At 49.6% G+C, this 19,809-nt stretch carries 20 protein-coding genes; 13 read left to right on the plus strand and 7 right to left on the minus strand.

Features of this window, described 5'->3' with window-relative positions:
* Window positions 1–165 precede the first annotated feature (165 nt).
* From HGH92_RS15130 to HGH92_RS15145, 4 genes are all read left to right on the plus strand, one after another.
* Window positions 166–828, plus strand: coding sequence for a heme exporter protein CcmB (locus tag HGH92_RS15130; protein WP_168871646.1), 663 nt, complete (start codon window positions 166–168; stop codon window positions 826–828).
* 143 nt (window positions 829–971) lie between these two features.
* Window positions 972–1,634 carry a cytochrome c biogenesis protein CcsA gene (ccsA, locus tag HGH92_RS15135; protein ID WP_168871647.1) on the plus strand — a complete coding sequence of 221 codons (663 nt, stop codon included), beginning with the start codon at window positions 972–974 and terminating at the stop codon, window positions 1,632–1,634.
* A complete protein-coding gene (locus tag HGH92_RS15140) occupies window positions 1,631–1,864 on the plus strand; it encodes a CcmD family protein (protein ID WP_168871648.1) in 234 nt (77 codons plus the stop codon). The genes ccsA and HGH92_RS15140 overlap by 4 nt, the downstream gene beginning before the upstream one ends.
* A 40-nt stretch (window positions 1,865–1,904) precedes the next feature.
* Entirely contained in the window at window positions 1,905–3,323 is a 1,419-nt protein-coding gene (locus HGH92_RS15145) for a Glu/Leu/Phe/Val family dehydrogenase (RefSeq protein ID WP_168871649.1), read from the plus strand.
* Window positions 3,324–3,426: 103 nt separating this feature from the next.
* Here HGH92_RS15145 and HGH92_RS15150 read toward each other — a convergent pair whose 3' ends face one another.
* Window positions 3,427–3,867, minus strand: coding sequence for a type I restriction enzyme HsdR N-terminal domain-containing protein (locus HGH92_RS15150; RefSeq protein WP_168871650.1), 441 nt, complete (start codon window positions 3,865–3,867; stop codon window positions 3,427–3,429).
* A gap of 85 nt (window positions 3,868–3,952) precedes the next feature.
* Between HGH92_RS15150 and HGH92_RS15155 the strand changes: the two genes are divergently transcribed.
* From HGH92_RS15155 to HGH92_RS15170, 4 genes are all read left to right on the plus strand, one after another.
* Entirely contained in the window at window positions 3,953–4,723 is a 771-nt protein-coding gene (locus HGH92_RS15155; protein WP_168871651.1) for an AMP nucleosidase, read from the plus strand.
* A gap of 20 nt (window positions 4,724–4,743) precedes the next feature.
* Window positions 4,744–6,492, plus strand: a complete 1,749-nt coding sequence (locus tag HGH92_RS15160; RefSeq protein ID WP_168871652.1) for an ABC transporter ATP-binding protein — start codon at window positions 4,744–4,746, stop codon at window positions 6,490–6,492.
* Window positions 6,493–6,594: 102 nt separating this feature from the next.
* Window positions 6,595–7,644 (plus strand): tRNA preQ1(34) S-adenosylmethionine ribosyltransferase-isomerase QueA, encoded by a 1,050-nt coding sequence (queA, locus tag HGH92_RS15165; protein WP_168871653.1) that lies wholly within the window; start codon window positions 6,595–6,597, stop codon window positions 7,642–7,644.
* Window positions 7,645–7,772: 128 nt separating this feature from the next.
* Entirely contained in the window at window positions 7,773–8,453 is a 681-nt protein-coding gene (locus HGH92_RS15170) for a 2-C-methyl-D-erythritol 4-phosphate cytidylyltransferase (protein ID WP_168871654.1), read from the plus strand.
* A gap of 133 nt (window positions 8,454–8,586) precedes the next feature.
* Here the strand turns inward: HGH92_RS15170 and HGH92_RS15175 are convergent, their stop codons facing one another.
* Both HGH92_RS15175 and radC read right to left on the minus strand, forming a co-directional pair.
* Window positions 8,587–9,570 (minus strand): Gfo/Idh/MocA family protein, encoded by a 984-nt coding sequence (locus tag HGH92_RS15175; protein WP_168871655.1) that lies wholly within the window; start codon window positions 9,568–9,570, stop codon window positions 8,587–8,589.
* 55 nt (window positions 9,571–9,625) lie between these two features.
* On the minus strand, window positions 9,626–10,333 hold the full coding sequence (gene radC / locus HGH92_RS15180; RefSeq protein ID WP_168871656.1) for a RadC family protein: 708 nt from the start codon (window positions 10,331–10,333) through the stop codon (window positions 9,626–9,628).
* Between the two features lie 219 nt (window positions 10,334–10,552).
* Here radC and HGH92_RS15185 point away from each other — a divergent pair, with 219 nt between their 5' ends.
* The 4 genes from HGH92_RS15185 to HGH92_RS15200 all read left to right on the plus strand — a co-directional run bounded on the left by HGH92_RS15185 (window position 10,553) and on the right by HGH92_RS15200 (window position 13,449).
* Window positions 10,553–11,509, plus strand: coding sequence for a ribose-phosphate pyrophosphokinase (locus HGH92_RS15185; RefSeq protein ID WP_168871657.1), 957 nt, complete (start codon window positions 10,553–10,555; stop codon window positions 11,507–11,509).
* A gap of 38 nt (window positions 11,510–11,547) precedes the next feature.
* Complete coding sequence (locus tag HGH92_RS15190) at window positions 11,548–12,138, plus strand: 50S ribosomal protein L25 (RefSeq protein ID WP_168871658.1); 591 nt, start codon at window positions 11,548–11,550, stop codon at window positions 12,136–12,138.
* A 65-nt stretch (window positions 12,139–12,203) separates the two neighbouring features.
* Window positions 12,204–12,779: an aminoacyl-tRNA hydrolase gene (pth, locus tag HGH92_RS15195; protein ID WP_168871659.1), complete on the plus strand. Its 576-nt coding sequence runs from the start codon at window positions 12,204–12,206 to the stop codon at window positions 12,777–12,779.
* Window positions 12,780–12,837: 58 nt separating this feature from the next.
* Complete coding sequence (locus tag HGH92_RS15200) at window positions 12,838–13,449, plus strand: fumarylacetoacetate hydrolase family protein (RefSeq protein WP_168871660.1); 612 nt, start codon at window positions 12,838–12,840, stop codon at window positions 13,447–13,449.
* Between the two features lie 101 nt (window positions 13,450–13,550).
* Here HGH92_RS15200 and HGH92_RS15205 read toward each other — a convergent pair whose 3' ends face one another.
* Window positions 13,551–13,994, minus strand: coding sequence for a MarR family winged helix-turn-helix transcriptional regulator (locus tag HGH92_RS15205; RefSeq protein WP_168871661.1), 444 nt, complete (start codon window positions 13,992–13,994; stop codon window positions 13,551–13,553).
* An 81-nt stretch (window positions 13,995–14,075) separates the two neighbouring features.
* On the opposite strand from HGH92_RS15205, the gene HGH92_RS15210 reads away from it, so the two are divergent.
* Entirely contained in the window at window positions 14,076–16,205 is a 2,130-nt protein-coding gene (locus HGH92_RS15210) for a thiamine pyrophosphate-dependent enzyme (RefSeq protein WP_317166415.1), read from the plus strand.
* An 89-nt stretch (window positions 16,206–16,294) separates the two neighbouring features.
* Here HGH92_RS15210 and HGH92_RS15215 read toward each other — a convergent pair whose 3' ends face one another.
* From HGH92_RS15215 to HGH92_RS15225, 3 genes are read right to left on the minus strand one after another with little or no spacing between them, the layout of a single operon-like run.
* Window positions 16,295–17,581 carry a DUF4302 domain-containing protein gene (locus HGH92_RS15215; RefSeq protein WP_168871662.1) on the minus strand — a complete coding sequence of 429 codons (1,287 nt, stop codon included), beginning with the start codon at window positions 17,579–17,581 and terminating at the stop codon, window positions 16,295–16,297.
* A 24-nt stretch (window positions 17,582–17,605) separates the two neighbouring features.
* Window positions 17,606–18,916: a DUF4302 domain-containing protein gene (locus tag HGH92_RS15220; RefSeq protein ID WP_168871663.1), complete on the minus strand. Its 1,311-nt coding sequence runs from the start codon at window positions 18,914–18,916 to the stop codon at window positions 17,606–17,608.
* A 34-nt stretch (window positions 18,917–18,950) separates the two neighbouring features.
* Complete coding sequence (locus tag HGH92_RS15225; protein WP_168871664.1) at window positions 18,951–19,805, minus strand: putative zinc-binding metallopeptidase; 855 nt, start codon at window positions 19,803–19,805, stop codon at window positions 18,951–18,953.
* Window positions 19,806–19,809 lie beyond the last annotated feature (4 nt).

Genomic DNA, 19,809 nt, shown 5'->3' on the forward strand with positions numbered 1-19,809 from the left:
AAATTTTAACAGGCAGCTAATATAAGCAATTACGAATTATGAATTATGAATTACGAATGAAGGGCCTCCTCACAGCGCGTTTCCTTGGTAACCGCGCTACAAGCGGCTCCTTAATTCGTAATTCATAATTCGTAATTCGTAATTGGTTCTTCGTAATTTCGCCGGATGAAACAATCCGTCCACCAAATATATACCCTCGTCCGGAAAGACCTGGTGCTGGAACTGCGGCAGCAATACGCGTTTTATGGGGTGCTGTTGTATATCATTTCCACTGTTTTTGTGATCAACCTCATGATGGGCAAGCCGGACGATAAGTTGTGGAACGCCCTTTTCTGGGTGATACAGCTGTTTGTGGCGGTGAACGCGATCGCTAAAAGTTTCATGCAGGAGAACAGAGGCCGGCTGTTGTATTTCTATTCACTGGTGCCTGCCAGGGTGTTCATCGCGGCCAAACTCATCTTTAATGTTATCCTGATGATGCTGATGAGCCTGATCGCACTGGTGTGCAGCTTTATGTTCCTGGGCAATCCCCTTCATAATACCTGGTATTTTGTAGGCATAGTACTGCTGGGCGGCACGAGCCTGAGCCTGTTGTTTACCGTGCTGGCGGCCATCGCGGCCCAGGCCAACCACAACGCGGCCCTGATGGCGGTCATGGGCTTCCCCCTGATGATGCCCATGCTGATGCTGCTGGCCAATGTGTCCTTATCGGCTTTTGTGACGGTGTACCAGCCGGGACTGCCTAAGATGTTCTTCCTGCTGGGAGGAATGGACGTCCTTACCATCGCCCTTACCATGGTGCTCTTCCCCTTTCTGTGGAAAGACTGATTTTGAAATATCGAATATTTCTGCTACTTATATAAACGGATTTTAACGGGTAATTCAGGATTTTGGATAAACTTAAAATCGCGTAAAATCTTTGCGATTAAGGATAAAACGTGTAGGTTTGCCCCGGAATATAGCTATTAAAAATGGCCAGACATTGGTGGAAAGCATTAGCGATACTGCTTCTGATTTATGTAATTATCGCCGGGTTCACTATCAGGATACCAATCATAGGAACCAATGGACAATCATCCCGTGGATTGTTTTTTCATGTGCCAATGTGGATATGTATGTATACCATGTTCACCATCTCCGTTGTCAACTCCCTTCTTTACCTGTCCAAATATGATCTGAAAAGAGACGTATATGCCTCCAGTGCTGCACGGGTAGGCGCCTTTTTTGGCGTGCTGGGTTTTGCCACCGGTTCCCTCTGGGCTACCTATACCTGGGGCGGCACACTGACAGACGATCCCAAACAGATGTGCACCGCCATCGCCATCCTCATCTATATGGCTTACCTGGTACTGCGCATCTCCATCCATGATATTGATAAAAGAGCCCGTATCTCTGCGGTGTTCAACATTTTCGCCTTCGCCCTGCTCATCCCGCTGACGTACATCATCCCACGCATGGTGGATTCCCTTCACCCGGGAAGCGCCACCACGCCCGGATTTGCTTCAAAAGATACAGATGGCGGTATGAAAATGGTACTGTACCCCGCCTTTATTGGCTGGACCCTCCTGAGCGTGTGGATCTACACCCTGGTGGTCCGCTATAAAAAACTAGAGCTTAAAAATATTTTTAAATGATCAACAGAGCGTTTTCATTTTGCCTGACACTCACCCTCCTGCTGGTGTCTGTACTGGCAAATGCACAACAACAGGATACGGAGCATGGGGCTTTAAACCAGTTCTTCCGCAGCAATGACAAGATATATGTGATCGTGGGCGTTTTAGTGATCATCTTTCTGGGTATAGTACTCTTCCTCATTAACCTGGACAGAAAGATCAGCAAGCTGGAGCAGCGGGACAAAAAATAATCCGTGATAATCTAATCGTTATACCAAAACAATACATATTATGTCGCAAGATCAGCATTATAGCTTTTTCCAGAGTGTGGAAAGAAGTTTCGACAAAGCCGCGGTATTCACCAAGTGGGACAAAGGTATTCTGGAACAGATCAAGGCTTGTAACGCCGTTTACCAGATCAAATTTCCGGTAAGAATCGGCGATGGCGTACAGGTAATTGAAGCTTACCGTGTACAGCACTCTCATCACAAACTGCCTTGTAAAGGCGGTATCCGCTTCAGCGATGAAGTAAACCAGGATGAGGTGATGGCACTGGCTTCCCTGATGACCTACAAATGCGCGATCGTAAACGTGCCTTTCGGTGGTGCTAAAGGCGGTATCAAAATCAATCCCCGCAACTATACTCCTTTCCAGCTGGAAGCTATTACCCGCCGCTATACCGCGGAACTGGTAAAGAAAAACTTTATCGGACCCGGTACAGACGTTCCGGCTCCTGACTATGGTACCGGCGAAAGAGAAATGAGCTGGATACTGGACACGTACATGAGCCTCCGCCCGGGTGAAATCGACGGCTACGGCTGCGTTACCGGTAAACCGGTATCTCAGGGCGGCGTACGCGGACGTACCGAAGCTACCGGCCTCGGTGTGTTCTACGGCCTGCGCGAACTGTGCAACATCAAAGAAGACATGGAACGCCTCGGCCTCACTACCGGCATCGAAGGCAAACGCGTAGTGGTACAGGGTATGGGTAACGTAGGTTATCACGCTGCCAAATATTTCCACGAAGCAGGTGCCAAAGTGATCTGCCTTATCGAATGGGACGGCGCCATCTTCAACGAAAACGGCCTCGATCCTGACGCAGTGCTGAAACACAAAAAAGAAACCGGCTCTATCATCAACTTCCCTGGCTCTGCCAACCTGAATAAAAATACAGACGGCCTGGAACTGGAATGCGAAATCCTGATCCCTGCAGCCCTGGAAAATGTGATCGACAAACACAACGCTCCCAACGTAAAGGCAAAAATCATCGGTGAAGCTGCCAATGGCCCGCTCACACCGGAAGCTGACGAAATCCTGAACAAAAAAGGTGTTATCGTAGTACCTGACATGTTCCTGAACGCCGGCGGTGTGACCGTTTCCTACTTCGAATGGCTGAAAAACCTGAGCCACGTACGTTATGGCCGTCTGGGCAAACGCTTCGATGAAAACATGAACATGCACATCCTGCAAACCATCGAAGACCTGACCGGCAAAAAAGTGTCTGATAAAGAAAGAAAATTCATCGCCCATGGTGCAGACGAAGTAGACCTGGTTTACTCCGGCCTCGAAGAAACCATGCACGCCGCCCTCCACGAAGTACGCGACGTGATGATGGCCAACCCGCAAATCCATGATATGCGTACCGCCGCTTACGTGGTAGCTATCAATAAAGTGGGCGCCGCTTACGAGCAACTGGGTATCTTCCCTTGATCAACAGATCATCTGGTTATTATTGAAGTTAGCTATTATAAAAAAACAGCGAAGACCGTCAGGCGCTTCGCTGTTTTTTATTGAGACAGGTTGCTGTCAGCTTTTAAAAGGCTGGTATGGCCTCCAGAAAGACCCATTGTCTTGACGCCGTCTGATAAGTGCAGCAAAAAGTATGGGTACCGTTGGTCATCACCAGGTAAGTGGCCGGAATAACCATATTATAACGCACCACCTGTTCCAGCGTTTGCTGGCTGATAGGCACATTCATCTCCTTGCACTCTATCAGCATCCAGGGTTCCATATTACGGTTGTACACTACAATGTCAAAACGCTTTTTCAGTTCCCCCAGCATGATCTCCCGCTCAATCCCGATCAGGGAAGCCGGATATCCCATGGACTTAACGAGGTAGTTAAGAAAGTTTTGCCGTACCCATTCCTCCGGGGTAAGCCGTACAAACTTCTTCCGGTAGCGGTCAAAAATCAGTTCCTTGTCCTGCTCCCTGCTAATCCTGAAATCCGGTGGTGGAAAGTTAATGGTGATCAATACCTTGATATTTATACTGGTACGAAGATAGGGGGATAATATGGAGAATAGCGAATAAAACCCTATATTTGCTTGTCAAAAGGCTATGAAGACAAAAGAAGAAATTGTAGCTAATTGGCTTCCCCGCTACACTGGTGAAAAGCTGGACCGCTTTGGGTCTCACATTCTCCTTACCAATTTCAGTAATTACCTGACCATGTTTGCCGAATGGAACAACGTCGAAGTGATCGGCGCTGGTAAACCCATGCAGTGCGCTACTGCCGGCGACATTACCATCATCAATTTTGGTATGGGCAGCCCCGGCGCCGCCACTGTAATGGACCTGCTCAGTGCCATCCATCCCAAAGCCGTGCTGTTCCTGGGCAAATGCGGCGGCCTGAAAAAGAAAAATGCCATCGGCGACCTGATACTACCGATAGCGGCTATACGGGGTGAAGGTACTTCCAATGACTATTTCCCGGCCGAAGTGCCCGCACTGCCGGCATTTGCGCTGCAGAAGGCTATCTCCACCACCATCCGTGAACTGGGCCACGATTACTGGACCGGTACCTGCTACACCACTAACCGCCGCGTGTGGGAGCATGACGCTGAATTTAAGCAATACCTTGAACGCGTAAGGGCCATGGCGGTAGATATGGAAACAGCTACTATTTTCTCTGTGGGCTTCTTCAACAAAATCCCTACCGGCGCACTGCTGCTCGTATCCGACCAGCCCATGGTCCCGGAAGGCGTTAAGACCGAAGAAAGCGATAAAAAAGTAACCACCAAATTTGTGGAACGCCACCTCAAAATCGGTATTGAATCCCTGCAGAAACTGATCGACAGTCACCAGACCGTGAAGCACCTGCGTTTTTAGAATTGTTGTATCTTCCGGGCATGCATTCTACGCGCCTGGAGATACAAGATATGGAAGTCACCTTCCATGCACACGATACCACCGTTAAAGCTGTCAACCATCTGAACCTGTCTGTAGGCAGGGGAGAGATCATTGGGGTAGTAGGAGAATCCGGTTCCGGAAAATCCGTTACCTCTCTCTCCGTGATGCGCCTGATCCAGGCGCCGGGGAAAATTTCCCGCGGGAAGATCCTCTATCATCATGCCGACGGTCAGGTTACAGACCTGGTGCAGCTCTCCGACACTGCCATGCGGGCTTACCGTGGCAATGAAATTGCCATGATCTTCCAGGAGCCCATGACCTCCCTGAATCCATTACATACCTGTGGCGCCCAGGTCACAGAAGCTATCCGGCTGCACAAAGGCATTCCGTTGAAAGAAGCCCGTGAGCAGGCGAAAGCGCTCTTTGCCCGGGTGAAACTGCCCGATCCTGCGGCCATTATGGACCGTTATCCACATGAACTGTCCGGCGGACAAAAACAACGCGTCATGATCGCGATGGCCATCTCCTGTGAGCCACGCCTGCTGATAGCTGACGAACCTACCACCGCGCTGGACGTGACAGTACAGAAAGCCATACTGGAGCTGCTGAAAGAACTACAGCAACAGATGGATATGAGCGTGCTGTTTATCACACATGACCTGGGCGTGGTGGCTGAACTGGCAGAAAGAGTGGTGGTGATGTACAAAGGCAATATCGTAGAGGAAGGGCCGGTGCAACAGGTGTTCCTGCATCCGCAGCATCCCTATACCAAAGGGCTGCTGGCCTGCCGGCCACCGCTGGACAAGCGCCTGTCAAGGTTACCGGTGACCCGCGATTTTATGGAGACAGACGCAGAGGGGCGTATACAGGAAAAGGCTGGCGCCATAGCAGAGGTGGTCAACAGGCTGATCGTCAGTGACAGTGCATTAAAGGCCCGGCAGGCGTTGCTGGCCGGCAGTCCGCCGCTGCTGGAGGTACACGGGCTGCAGACCTGGTTTCCCGTGAAGAAAAGTATTACAGGCAAAGTGTTGCAATGGTACAAAGCGGTAGATGATGTCAGCTTTACCGTAGTGAGCGGTGAAACACTTGGGCTGGTGGGAGAATCCGGCTGTGGCAAGACAACTTTGGGAAGATCTCTTTTACGGTTGATAGAACCAACCGGTGGAAGTATTGTTTATAAAGGGCAGGACCTGCGTAGCCTGTCACCCGCAGGTATGCGGGCGCTGCGGAAAGATATGCAGCTGATTTTCCAGGACCCGTATGCTTCCCTGAACCCGCGCAAGTCCATCGGGGCGGCCATACTGGAGCCGATGCAGGTGCATGGCCTGTATGGCAGTGAGCGGACGCAGAAAGAAAAGGTGCTGGAACTGCTGGAGAAAGTGAACCTGCTGCCGGAGCATTTTAACCGTTACCCGCATGAGTTTTCCGGTGGACAGCGTCAGCGGGTGGTGATAGCCCGGGCGTTGGCGGTAGATCCTTCTTTCATCATCTGTGACGAGTCGGTAGCGGCGTTGGACGTGAGCGTGCAGGCGCAGGTGCTCAATCTGCTGATCCGGCTGCGTGAGGAGTTTGGCTTCAGTTGCATTTTCATCTCGCATGACTTATCGGTGGTGCGCTTTATCAGTGACCGGATGATGGTGATGCAGAAGGGAAAAATTGTGGAGACAGGACCGGCAGACGAGGTGTATGGTCATCCGCAACATCCTTACACGCAGCAGCTGATTGCTGCCATTCCTAAAGGAATGTAATGCATATATAAATGATTATCATACTTATATGTCATTTTTTGATGGAATAGGTAATAATCAGTACCTTTGCACCCACTAAAAATTTCTTATTCATACCGTAATATGAAACTATCACAGTTCAAATTCGATCTCCCTTTAAACCTGATCGCACAGCACCCTTCCAAGACAAGAGATGAATCACGCTTAATGGTGGTAAATCGCGCTACCGGAAAAATTGAACACAAGGTATTCAAGGATATCCTGGGTTATTTCAATGACAAGGATGTGATGATTGTCAACAACACCAAAGTGTTTCCGGCAAGGTTGTATGGCCGTAAGGAGAAGACAGGAGCAAAAATTGAGGTTTTCCTGCTGCGTGAGCTGAACAAGCAGAATCGCCTGTGGGACGTTATTGTTGACCCGGCACGTAAAATCCGTGTAGGCAACAAATTGTATTTTGGTGACGATGAGTCACTGGTGGCAGAAGTAATTGATAATACTACTTCCAGAGGCCGTACCATCCGTTTCTTATTTGAGGGTAATGACGACGAGTTCAAACAGGTGCTGGACACACTGGGTGAAACGCCGCTGCCTAAATATATCAAGCGTAAACCGGAAGAAGAAGACAAAGAGCGTTATCAAACCGTGTATGCCAAGTATGAAGGTGCCGTAGCAGCGCCTACTGCTGGTCTGCACTTCAGCCGTGAGCTGATCAAACGCCTGGAAATTAAAGGGGTGAAATTTGCAGAAGTAACGCTGCACACCGGTTTGGGAACTTTCCGCCCGATCGAAGTAGAAGACCTGAGCAAACACAAAATGGATGCTGAGTATTTCCACATCGAGGAGCATGCGGTAAAAGTGGTGAACAAAGCGAAAGAGGAAAACCGCAGGATCTGCGCTATCGGTACTACTTCCGTACGTGCCGTGGAATCTTCCGTTACTGCGCAAAACCACCTGAAAGCGGCAGAAGGCTGGACCAACACCTTTATCCATCCGCCGTATGATTTCGCTATTCCGAATGCGCTGGTAACCAATTTCCACCTGCCTAAAACCAGCTTGCTGATCATGGTGTGTGCCTTTGCGGGATACGATCTGATCATGGAAGCTTATCAGCAGGCCATCAAGGAAAAATACCGTTTCTTCAGCTATGGTGATGCCATGCTGATTATCTGATAACGACTATCGGAATTACGAATTACAAATTACAAATTACGAATTGAGGGCTTACTGTCTGAAAGGTTATTAAGTAAACCTTCGATAAGTAAGCCCTCAATTCGTAATTTGTAATTCGTAATTTTTTTATGGGCAATAGAAAAAAAACAGCCATCATTGTTGCAGGCGGCTCCGGTTCCCGGATGCAGAGCGCTGTACCCAAACAGTTCCTGGACCTTGCAGGCAAACCGGTACTGTATCATACTATTACAGCTTTTACGGAGGCTTATCCGGATATGGATATTGTGCTGGTATTGCCGGAGAATCATATCAGTTATGCCAACAATTTATTGCAGGCTTTTGATAATATTCCGGCCATTACCATGGTCCAGGGCGGTGAAACGCGCTTCCATTCGGTGAAAAACGGCTTACAGCAGGTAAAGGAAGAGGGAGTGGTATTTGTGCATGACGGGGTAAGACCGCTGGTATCGCCGGCGTTGGTGCGTACCTGTTATAAAGCTGCATGCAGCCATGGCAGCGCTATCCCGGTGATTGATATGAAAGACAGTGTCCGGGAGGTGAACGGGGAGCATAACAGGGCGGTGGACAGGGGGCGTTTCCGCATTGTGCAAACGCCGCAGACGTTTGTGTCGTCGTGGATATTACCGGCTTTTGAGCAGCCTTATGATCCGTTGTTTACAGATGAGGCTACGGTAGTGGAGCATTTTGGGCATTTCGTGCATCTGGTGCAGGGGGAGGAATCGAACCTGAAGATCACGAAACCGCTGGATTTGGTGATGGCGAAGGCTTTCCTGGACCTGCGCGGGTAGATCACACAAAGGCGCAAAGGTTTTTACAAGACTTACAGGAAAACAAAGGGGCGAAGGTCATATTTGATCTTCGCCCCTTTGTTTGTTTACTATTTTCTTCGTGCCTTTGCTGCTTTGCGTTTTGGCGTGAACCCTACGCTTTAGCGGTTTCGTTCAGGCTCTTATTGATTTTCTGCAGGATCTGATGGGCCACGTCCAGTGCCTGGAGGCCGTCGATGGCGTTTACGGCCACGGGTTTGTTTTGGAGGATGGCGTCGCGGAAGAGTTCCAGTTCCATGCGGATGGCGTTGGATTGTTTTACTTCCGGGTTATCGATCGCGATGGTTTTTTTACCGCTGTTGGTTTCGATATCGAGGGTGAAGAGGCCTTCGTCTTCCGGTGTTTTCAGTTTGATGATTTCTGATTTTTTATCGAGGAAGTCGATACCGATGTAGGCATCTTTCTGGAAGAGGCGCATTTTGCGCATCTTCTTCAGGGAGATGCGGCTGGAGGTAAGGTTGGCCACGCAGCCGTTATGGAATTCGATGCGTACGTTGGCGATATCGGGTGTGTCGCTCATGACAGCTACGCCGCTGGCCGATATACGGCTAACGGTAGATTTCACGATGCTGAGCACGATGTCGATGTCGTGGATCATGAGGTCGAGGATCACGCTCACGTCGGTACCGCGCGGGTTGAATTCTGCGAGGCGGTGCACTTCGATGAACATGGGCTTCAGGTCATAGCCTTTTAAGGCGAGGAAGGCGGGGTTGAAGCGTTCCACATGGCCTACCTGGAATTTGATGTTGGCTTCATCCACCAGTTTCACCAGTGTTTTAGCTTCTTCCATGGTGTTGGTCATGGGTTTCTCCACGAAGATGTGTTTGCCATTGCGGATGGCAAGTTCACATAATTTAAAGTGGAGGGTAGTAGGCGCTACGATATCGATGGCGTCTACGGCCAGGATCAGTTCTTCCGCTGTAGTGTACCGGGTGATGTTGTATAGCTCTGCCACGCTGGCCGCGTTGGCGTCGCTGGGATCATAGAAGCCAACTACTTCCACGTCTTTCATGGTTGAAAGTTGGGAGAGATGAATTTTACCCAGATGTCCTACCCCGAAGATTCCTATTTTGAGCATAGTGGTTCTTAATAAATAAATGCGAAAGTAAATACATTTGGTTATTTTTTGATTTTTATATCACACCTTCTTCCACGAGGCTGTAGTAGCCTGTTTCTGACACGATAATATGGTCCAGGACATCTATGTCAAAGAGCTGGCCCTGTTCCTTTATTTTCAGGGTGATGCGGATATCGGCCTGGCTGGGCCGCAGGCTGCCGGAGGGGTGGTTGTGGCAGAGGAGCAGTTTACAGGCCTGGGCTTCGAGGGCTTCGCGGAAGATCATGCGGGTGTCCACGATGGTGCTGGTCATGCCGCCGGTGCTGATGCAGCGGTAGTTCAGCACTTTATTGGCCTGGTTTAGGAACATGACGTAGAAGGTTTCGAAGGAGTGGTCTGCCAGGATGGGTTTAAAGAAGAGGGCGGCATCTGCGCCTGCGCGGATAACGGTTTTTTTGTGAATGGGGCTTGCCTGCCTGCGCCGTGCCAGTTCCATGGCGGCGATGACGGTAACGGCTTTGGCGCTGCCCATGCCGCGGAGCTTTTGCAGCTTCCGGACGCTGATACGGCCCAGTTCCGGTAAGTTGTGATGTGCCAGCTGTAATACTTCCCGTGCCAGGTCGAGGGCGGATTTGTTCTTGTGGCCGGTGTGAAGCAAAATGGCGAGCAGTTCTGTATCGGAGAGGATAGCTGCACCATGCTGGAGCAGTTTTTCCCTGGGTTTTTCGGCATCCGCCCATTTACGGATGGCCACATGGGGTTGTGGTTTCGGGCTAACAAACATATTTCATTGCATTTCTCCGAATTTACGTAATCTTCTCCGGACCCTGGCCACTCATTCCCTACTTTCTTTTTGATGAAAATCATCGAAAAAACCACATAATTATTTACTTTAAAAAGTATTAGATATTTAAATTAAATTAAATCTAATTTTTGATCGAAAAAAAATCACGCCGGTAGCCCTAAAAAATCATAGTTTTGCCACCTCTTTTCTACTAGCAGTATGCAACCTTCAGTTAAAATCTTCACAGGCAACAGTAATCCGGCATTGGCTGAGAAAATTGCCAAAAGATACGGCAACGGACTCAACAGCCTCGGTAAGTTAAAAATTCAGAAGTTCAGTGATGGCGAGTTTCAGCCCGTTTTCCTGGAAAGTATCCGTGGTGACTATGTTTTTCTCGTGCAGGGCACCAACGCACCGTCAGACAACCTGATGGAGCTGTTGCTGATGATTGACGCGGCAAAACGTGCATCAGCCGGTTACATTACGGCGGTTATCCCGTATTTCGGGTTTGCGCGGCAGGACAGGAAAGACAAGCCCAGGGTGGCGATCGGGTCTAAACTGGTAGCCAATCTGCTCACTTCTGCAGGAGCTAACAGGGTGATTACCATGGATTTGCACGCGCCGCAGATCCAGGCGTTCTTCGATATCCCGGTAGACCACCTGGACAGTTCCGCTATTTTTATTCCCTATATTGAGCAATTAAAGCTGGAAAATCTTACCTTTGCGTCCCCTGACGTGGGCAGTACCAACCGGGTGCGTGAAGTGGCCTCCTACTTCAATGCTGAGATGGTGATTTGCGACAAACACCGCAAAAGAGCCAACGAAATAGCATCCATGGTAGTGATCGGTGATGTGAAAGACAGGGACATTGTGCTCATTGACGATATTTGCGATACTGCCGGCACGCTGTCTAAGGCAGCTAACCTGCTGAAGGAAAAAGGAGCCAGAAGCGTTCGCGCTTTCTGTACCCATCCGGTGTTCAGCGGTAAAGCATATGAAAACATCGAAAATTCCGTACTGGAGGAGATCGTGGTATGTGATACCATTCCCATCCGTCCGGAAAGTTCTAAAGTGAAAGTGGTGTCTGTGGCAGAGCTCTTTGCAGTGGCTATCCGCAACATGCATGAGAACAAGTCTATTACCAGCCTGTTCATTCACAGCCACCGCAAGCAATAACAACGTATATTTTATCATTTATATAAACTGTATAAACAATGAATACAATAACCATCGAAGGACAACTCAGGAGCGAATTCGGCAAAAAAGCCACCCGCCAGATCCGTTCTGAGGAAAAAGTGCCTTGTGTTATTTACGGGGGTGCAGAAACTGTTAATTTTTCAGCTCCTGCCAAAGCATTCAAAAACCTGGTTTACACTGCTGCTTTCCAGATCGCAGAAATTAAACTGGGCGCTAAAACTTACAGATGCGTACTGAAAGATCTGCAGTTTGATGTGGTAACAGACGAACTGGCTCACGTTGATTTCATGGAGCTGGTAGAAGACAAAGCTGTGTCTGTAACCCTGCCTATCAAACTGGTTGGTTCTTCTGTAGGTGTAAAAGCCGGCGGTAAACTGGTAAGCAAACTGAAAGCGCTGAAAGTAAAAGCTCTGCCTAAACACCTGGTTGAGAACATCGAAGTGAACATCGAAAACCTGGAACTGAACGCCAACATCCGTGTTGAAGACGTGAAAGTGGAAGGTATCGAAATCACCAACTCTCCGCGTATTCCTATCGCTTCTGTGGTAATGACCCGTCAGCTGCGCCAGGAAGAAGCTACTGCTGAAAAAGACGCTAAAAAGAAATAATCTTTTAGAAATATTTTTCCAAAAAGCCTCTCTACTTGTAGAGGGGCTTTTTAATTTGAAACACGATGAAATACCTGATCGCCGGTTTGGGCAACATTGGAGAAGAATACCGTCATACCCGCCACAATATAGGGTTTGACGTGGCAGACGCTTTTGTGGCCAAACATAACGCCAGCTTCGATAACGACCGGCTGGCAGAAGTGGCAACCTGTAAATGGAAAGGCAAAACGTTTATCGTTATCAAACCCACCACCTACATGAACCTCAGCGGTCGCGCCGTCAAATACTGGATGGACAAAGAAAAGATCGCTATGGAAAACCTGCTCGTGGTGATGGATGAACTGGCGCTTCCGCTGGACGTGCTTCGCTTGCGCCCGGGTGGCAGCGATGCCGGCCATAACGGCCTGAAAAGCATCCAGGAGTCTTTAGGCTCTAATCAGTACCCACGACTGCGCTTCGGCATCGGCAACGATTATCCTAAAGGACGGCAGGCGGATTTTGTACTGAGCAAATGGAAACCGACGGAAATACCGGTCGTGCAGCAAAAAATCAATGCCTGTTGCGATATCATCGAAAGTTTTGCAGGGATTGGACTGGCCCGTACCATGAACGAGTACAATAAAATGGTTTTTCCGCTGTAAAGTAAATTTGCAAATCTGCCCGCTATCTGCTTAATTTATCTTCTAAAACTCACGCATTATGAAAATTATTTGCGTAGGCAGGAACTATGCCGACCATGCCAAAGAATTAAAAAATGAGGTGCCAACTGAACCGGTGTTGTTCATGAAACCCAAGAACGCGCTGCTGCAGAACGGCCACCCGTTTTATTATCCGGAGTTTACCACCAACCTGCACTACGAATGTGAGCTCGTACTGCGCGTCAGCAAAAACGGCAAACACATTCAGGAAAAATTCGCTGATAAATATTATGATAAAATTTCTGTGGGAATCGACTTTACTGCCCGTGACCTGCAGGATAAACAAAAAGCCAAAGGACTGCCCTGGGAAATAGCCAAAGCCTTTGATAACTCCGCCATTGTAGGCAACTTTATTCCCATCACACCGGAGATGGACAAGAAGGACATTAACTTCTGCCTGTATAAAAACAAGACACTGGTACAACAGGGCAATACCAAAGATCTCCTGTTCTCCTTCGATTTTCTTGTTTCCTATATTTCGAAATTCTTTACCCTGAATATAGGTGACCTGATTTTTACCGGCACGCCGGCGGGGGTAGGGCCTACCGCGATCGGTGATTCCTTTGAGGCGTTTATCGAAAATGACAGCCTGCTGGAATTCGCCGTAAAATAACTTACGATTTTTTGATTTTGCGATTTAGAGATTTGGAATGCAGCGAAATCATCATCGCGCTTTTTTAAATCTCTAAATCAAAAAATCCACAAATCCGTAAATCAGATTTTTGTGGGGACATTGTTATAGATCGTGTCCAGTATCCTTGTTAACTCCGCATAGTCAGCTTCTGTCAGCGATTTCCAGCCTGTTTTCCGCATTTCATGTACCAGCGGCTTTACCTGTTTGTATTTTTCCGTTCCTTCCGGCGTGAGCTGCAGATATACCTTCCTTCGGTCATAAGTATCGGCTTCCCGTTTTACCAGCCCTTTTTTTACCAGTAATTCTATAATACGGGAGATAGTGGTGATATCCTTGGAGGTATTACGGGCCAGCTCGTTATGGGTCGTTTTTTTATGCTTGTACAGGTTCTCGACCAGCAACCACTGGTCCACCGTAATGTCCATCTGGCGGGAATCGAACATTTTCTGCCAATAGTTGCGCAGTTTTTTCAGGGTCGCATCCAGCTTAAAAAAAGAGGGATTATTGATAAAAGTATCAGCCATATTAATTAATTTGCAATAGCAATAGTTGTTATAGCAACTATTTTGCTTAAACCACCATCGTCATCACCAAAACAGTTTTACGTGTTTAAAGATAGTACAAGCGTTTCAACTTTAAAAGCCGGTACTAACGGCCAGCACGGGAAAAAGAGCGAGCTGGCGGAGTTACTGGCCGCTTACCGGTGGATGTGCCAGGCGGGCCAGATGGCCGCTACCTACGAGGCCAACCGGCCGATATGCAAGTATGTGCACTCCACTTCACGGGGGCACGAGGCCATCCAGATTGCCACTGGAATGCAGTTACGGCCGTGGGACTTTGTCAGCCCGTACTATCGCGATGAGAGCATGCTGCTGGCCATGGGCTTCGAACCATATGAACTGATGCTGCAGCTGCTGGCCAAAGCAGACGACCCTTTCTCCGGCGGAAGGTCCTATTACAACCACCCCAACAGCCGCCGGCCGGACAAACCCCGGATTCCCCATCAAAGCAGCGCCACCGGCATGCAGGTAATACCCGCTACCGGAATGGCACAGGGCGTACAATACCTGGAAACCATCCACTCTCAGCTGTTACCGACAGGTCCTAACGGCGAACTGCCGGTAGTAGTTTGTTCCCTGGGCGATGGCAGCGTGACGGAAGGGGAAGTCAGCGAAGCTTTTCAGTTTGCCGTCCTGAAACAATTGCCGGTCATCTACCTTGTACAGGACAACGACTGGGGCATCTCGGTCACTGCCGCGGAAGCCCGCGCCATGGACGCGTATGAATATGCCGCCGGCTTTAAGGGGATGGAACGGATGCGGGTGGACGGCAGCGATTTTACGGCCAGCTATGCCGCTATGGAAACGGCTATCGGGTATGTGAGACAGGAACGCAAGCCGATCCTTGTGCAGGCTAATGTACCGTTATTAGGGCATCATACTTCCGGTGTCCGGAAAGAATGGTACCGTACCGCTGAAGACCTTGAAAAACACACCGCCAAAGATCCTGTACCGAAACTACGGGCGTTGTTGCTGAAACATGGCGTGGCAGAGGCTACCCTGCAGGAGATAGAACAAACAGCCATTGAAGATATTGAAGCTGCTTTTGCGGCGGCCGTGAAAGCGGCCGAACCGGCCCCCGAAACTGTCCGTGAGCATGTGTTTGCGCCTGCTGCGGTCACACAGGAGGCAGGAACGCGCGTACCGGCCAATGGCAGCAAAGTGGTGATGGTGGACGCTGCCCTTCATGCTGTGGAAGAAATTATGCAGCAATATCCCGAAGCCATCTTCTTCGGGCAGGACGTGGGTAAACGGTTGGGCGGCGTGTTCCGCGAAGCAGCTACCCTTGGTGATAAATTCGGTGACCACCGTGTATATAATACCGCCATCCAGGAAGCGTATATTATCGGCGCTACGGCGGGTCTGTCGGCCACCGGCGTAAAGCCCATTGTGGAAATACAGTTCGCGGACTATATCTATCCGGGATTCAACCAGCTGGTGACGGAAATATCCAAATCCTGCTACCTGAGCCAGGGCAAATTTCCGGTGCAAACACTGATCAGGGTGCCTATCGGCGCTTATGGTGGCGGCGGTCCCTATCATTCCGGCAGTATTGAATCCACTTTACTGAGCATCAAAGGCATCAAAGTGGTGTACCCTTCCAATGCGGCAGATATGAAAGGTTTGCTCAAAGCGGCCTTCCTGGACCCCAACCCGGTAGTGATGCTGGAGCATAAAGGGCTTTATTGGAGCAAGGTGCCCGGTACCCAGGATGCCATGACCATAGAGCCGGCGGCAGATTATGTGCTGCCATTGGGCAAAGCTAATGTGGTATTGCAGGCACACCCGAAAGATGTGCAACGTGGGGAATCTGTATGTATTATCACCTACGGGATGGGCGTATACTGGGCAAAGGCCGCAGCACGCGCGTTCCCCGGAAATGTGGAAATAGTGGACCTGCGCACCCTCTTCCCACTGGATGAAGAACTGGTGTTTCAAACCGTCCGCAAACATGGCAAATGCCTGCTGCTGACGGAAGAGCAGCTCAATAATTCCTTTACACAGGCACTGGCCGGCCGTATTCAAAAAGAATGTTTCCGGCAGCTGGACGCCCCGGTGCATATGCTGGGGGCGCTCGATCTGCCGGCGGTGGCGCTTAACACCAGCCTGGAAGCCGCTATGCTGCCTAATGCGGCCAAGGTGGAGGCAATGATACAAGCATTAATGTCCTACTGAGAACTAACCCATACGTTTATGCAACGAGGCCCTGCCAGAACACTGACAGGGCCTCTCTCTTTTTTATCGGGTAAGGATAGTATGAATATTTACCAAATACTGGTGAAGCCGATAGATGGTTTGTCTACACTGGTATAGCCAATGAGGAAACCACCGGGAAAGGTGGCATAACTGATGGCCAGCCTGTTGTTGGTCAACATATCCGTCAGTGGCTTGGCCTGCGGGCTGAGGGCATTGGCATTGCTGCCCTGCGCATCAGTTGCAAAAGGCAATGGAGTGAAGGTATATACTCCGTTTGCTGTCCTGGTGTATTTAAAGGAATATCTGCCTACATAACTGGCGAAGGTGATATTCACATTCAGTACGCCGGGCACCTGGAAATCAAATACCACTTTGGATAACGGGAAACCTCGGGCTTTGAACTTGTTGGCCATGTCATTCCAGATGGCCTTAAAATCGGTTGACCAGCCGGGCAGCGCCAGTGAGCCGGGAGATGGCAGCGTTTGCAGGCCGGACAGCTCAGTGCCCAGCAGGTAATGCGCTGGCAGCGGAGGAAGCGCGCCCTGCTCCAGGTAAGCTTTTGCTTTGTCGACTGTTGCATAGAAATTGAGCGCATCGCTGTCCCAGTTCAGGGTAGTGAAGGCCTGGCCTCCCGCCTGTACGGGATGACGCAACAGGATGCCGGTGGTCGTATAGGCGTAACCGCTACCGGCGGAGGTTTTGATATCATTGGCTACGGCCGCGAAGCCTACGCTTTTGTCAGACACGTTGAAATACACCATGGTAGGCGCATTGTTTTGTTTGAGTGACAGATAGCCGGCGTTATTGATAAAATCGGTGGCCTGGCTGATCACAGCCTGCAGTTTACCACTGGTGTAGGCTGTTTTTACCTGGGCGCCAGCTTTTACCAAACGGAGCTCATCACTGTACTTGTTGCCAAGCAGCACCAGGGTATCGCCGCTGACATACCGGAACGCATAGGCGGTGTCCACGCCTCTTTTGGTGACCAGTTTGATGTCCCCCAGCTGTGAACCGGCGCCGAAACTAATGGTGGGATTGACCTTCTGGGTAACGTACACGTTAAAAGGGCTTTTGCTGGGCGTGGCGGCACTGGTGGCGCTAAGGTCGGAGTACAGGGTGGCTTCACCCTTTCCATTGTCGAGTTGCAGGTATACGCTGAAGAGTTGATTGCTGCTGCCGGGAACAAGCGCGCCTACCCACCCGTCAGGCGCTGTGCCCAATATGGTTTTGAAGGAGTCGAGCTGTTTGGACGGATCAGGGAAGGACGGCTCGACCGGAATGTCGAGTGAATTGTCCTTCCGGCAAGACGCCACTACCGTAGCGCACAAGAGTGTATATAAAGCGATTTTTTTCATTTGGAACAATTACGGTTGAACGAATTATCTGAGTGTGCCACCCAGTATGAAAGCAGGATCATCTACGCCAAGAATGCGGCCCATCTGGGGATTGCCAGGCATGGAGAAATAATCCACCCGGTATTTGCCGGTGGCCAGTTTATCCAGCAAAGGCTGCATCGCAGGGAGGATAATGGAAGCCACGTCTCCTTTAACATCCTGTGGAGTGAAAGAAAATACGCCGTCTTTACTTTTCGTATAGTCGTATATGAAAGGAGCGGTGAACCTGTTGGCTCCCTGGTATACTTCCACAAGGACAACCAGCTGCTGATTGGCTGTATTGAATATGAAGTTCATGCTGGTGAGCTGCAGATTGGCGGCGGTAGTGGGTATCCTGGCTTTGATTGTTTTCCACATGGTCAGGAAGCCGGGAGAGAAAGAACCCTGCGAAGCGTCGGTAACGCTGATTTGTCCGTAGGCGATGCCCAGGAGCAGATGAAGGTCGAAGATAGGACCTGTTGCTTCCTGGAACTCGATGGTTTTACCATTATCCTTCAGATACAGCACCTGTTTCCCGGCGTCAAAAAATACTTCCTGGTAAAAGCTGTTGCCGATTTTAAAAGGATCTTTGGTGATGATGCCGGTTAACGTATAGGCGTAGGGGATAGACAGCGTTTTAGCAGTGCCGTTTTCTTCGTATATCAGTGAAAATACACGGGAGTCGGGCACAATGGCCGTCTGTACCTTTTTACCGTCGGCCGTGGAAACATACAATGTTGAATGTTGATCAATGTAGTCTCCGACTGCGTCCCGGATCGTATTGAGGCCGCCTGCCTTGTAGGCTGTTTCCTCTGCGGCGCTGGCCCTTACCAGCAGCATCTTGCTCTTGTTGGCGGCACCGGTAAGGAATACGGTGTCTGTACGGGTGGAGTCATACCCAAATTCAAAGTCGGCATCGTAACCTCTGCCACGCAGACCGCCAAATACCCTGTCATCCGGGTCTGACAGCATATGGATATAACTGTAGGTGTCAAATACCAGTGATGGCCGCTGTAAGGCGCCCATTCTGTAGGAACTCTCGGCGAGGTCTTGCCCGGTGACGGGTGTCAGGTCGCCCAGCATGTTCACCCGATCATTCTCCCCGAATTTAAAATAGAAGCCGAAGCCTTCGCCGCCATCGGGGAAAAGATAGGCTTTCCAGCCGTTGGCACCGCCGGTGAGTTGTTTTTTATAGGCCGTAAGGGTGGTGTTCATCCGTTCTTCCGGCCTGGTGCCGAAAACGGAACCGTCATTGTCTTTGCGGCATGATGTAGCCAATGTGCATAACACCATTCCTGCTATGATAAATTTTTTCATATATCCGTAATAGTTATAGTCATTTACTTAAAAACTACTTGATCGCTTCTGCAATAGCTGTGGATGTTTTTGCCTGCAGGCTGTCGAAATTTATTTTCCAGCTGTTCTGGAAATAGTTTCTGACGATCTGTGCTTTCTGGTATAACATGTCTTTGCCGTGGTCGGTAGCAGACTGGTTAACTATTGCTTCAAAGCCGTCTTTGCCTTCGGTGAGCATGGTAGACACCATTTCCACAAAGTCTTCATCTGCCTTGGAACGCGCGTAGGGCGTGATGAAGCCGAGATCGAGCGCCTCCTGGTCGGTGGTGTTGTTCCAGGTACCGGTATAACCGCTGGCGGTAAGGGATTTGTATTCCTTGGGATAGAAGATGGTCTGATGCAGGATGTGTGCAAACTCGTGGTGAATGGTGTGCAACAGGAACTTTACGAACCCTTCATTTTTTTTGTTGAACTCGTTGAGCCGCAACAGCTGTATGGTTTTACCGCCTTCCGCTTCCCCGAGGGTAATGGTACCGTTGGAGTTGTACCGGGGGCTGCCTACCAGTATGATCTGTTTGGGGCTGTATTTAAGGAAGAAGGGTAATCCAACTTCTTTGATATAAGGCTCCACCCAGGTTTTGTGTATGAGGTCCATCACCGGTATTACCATCGATTCTTTAATGGGAATAAGGGTTTTGTCGGTGGCTACCGCATAAGGGTCCCACTTGTATTTGACCTCGATATTGTATGGTTTGGTATAATTATCTGTGATCCAGTTGTCGAGCGCTGTTGGCTGCCCTGTGTTTTCCGGGAACAGGTTGGAGATATCCAGGTTTTCTTTTTTGTTGCAGCCGGAAAGAACGGTGATCAGTCCTGCTACCAGTATGGGAATGATATAATGACGTTTCATATTT

The sequence above is a fragment of the Chitinophaga varians genome (genome assembly GCF_012641275.1).
GTDB classification, from domain to species: domain Bacteria; phylum Bacteroidota; class Bacteroidia; order Chitinophagales; family Chitinophagaceae; genus Chitinophaga; species Chitinophaga varians_A.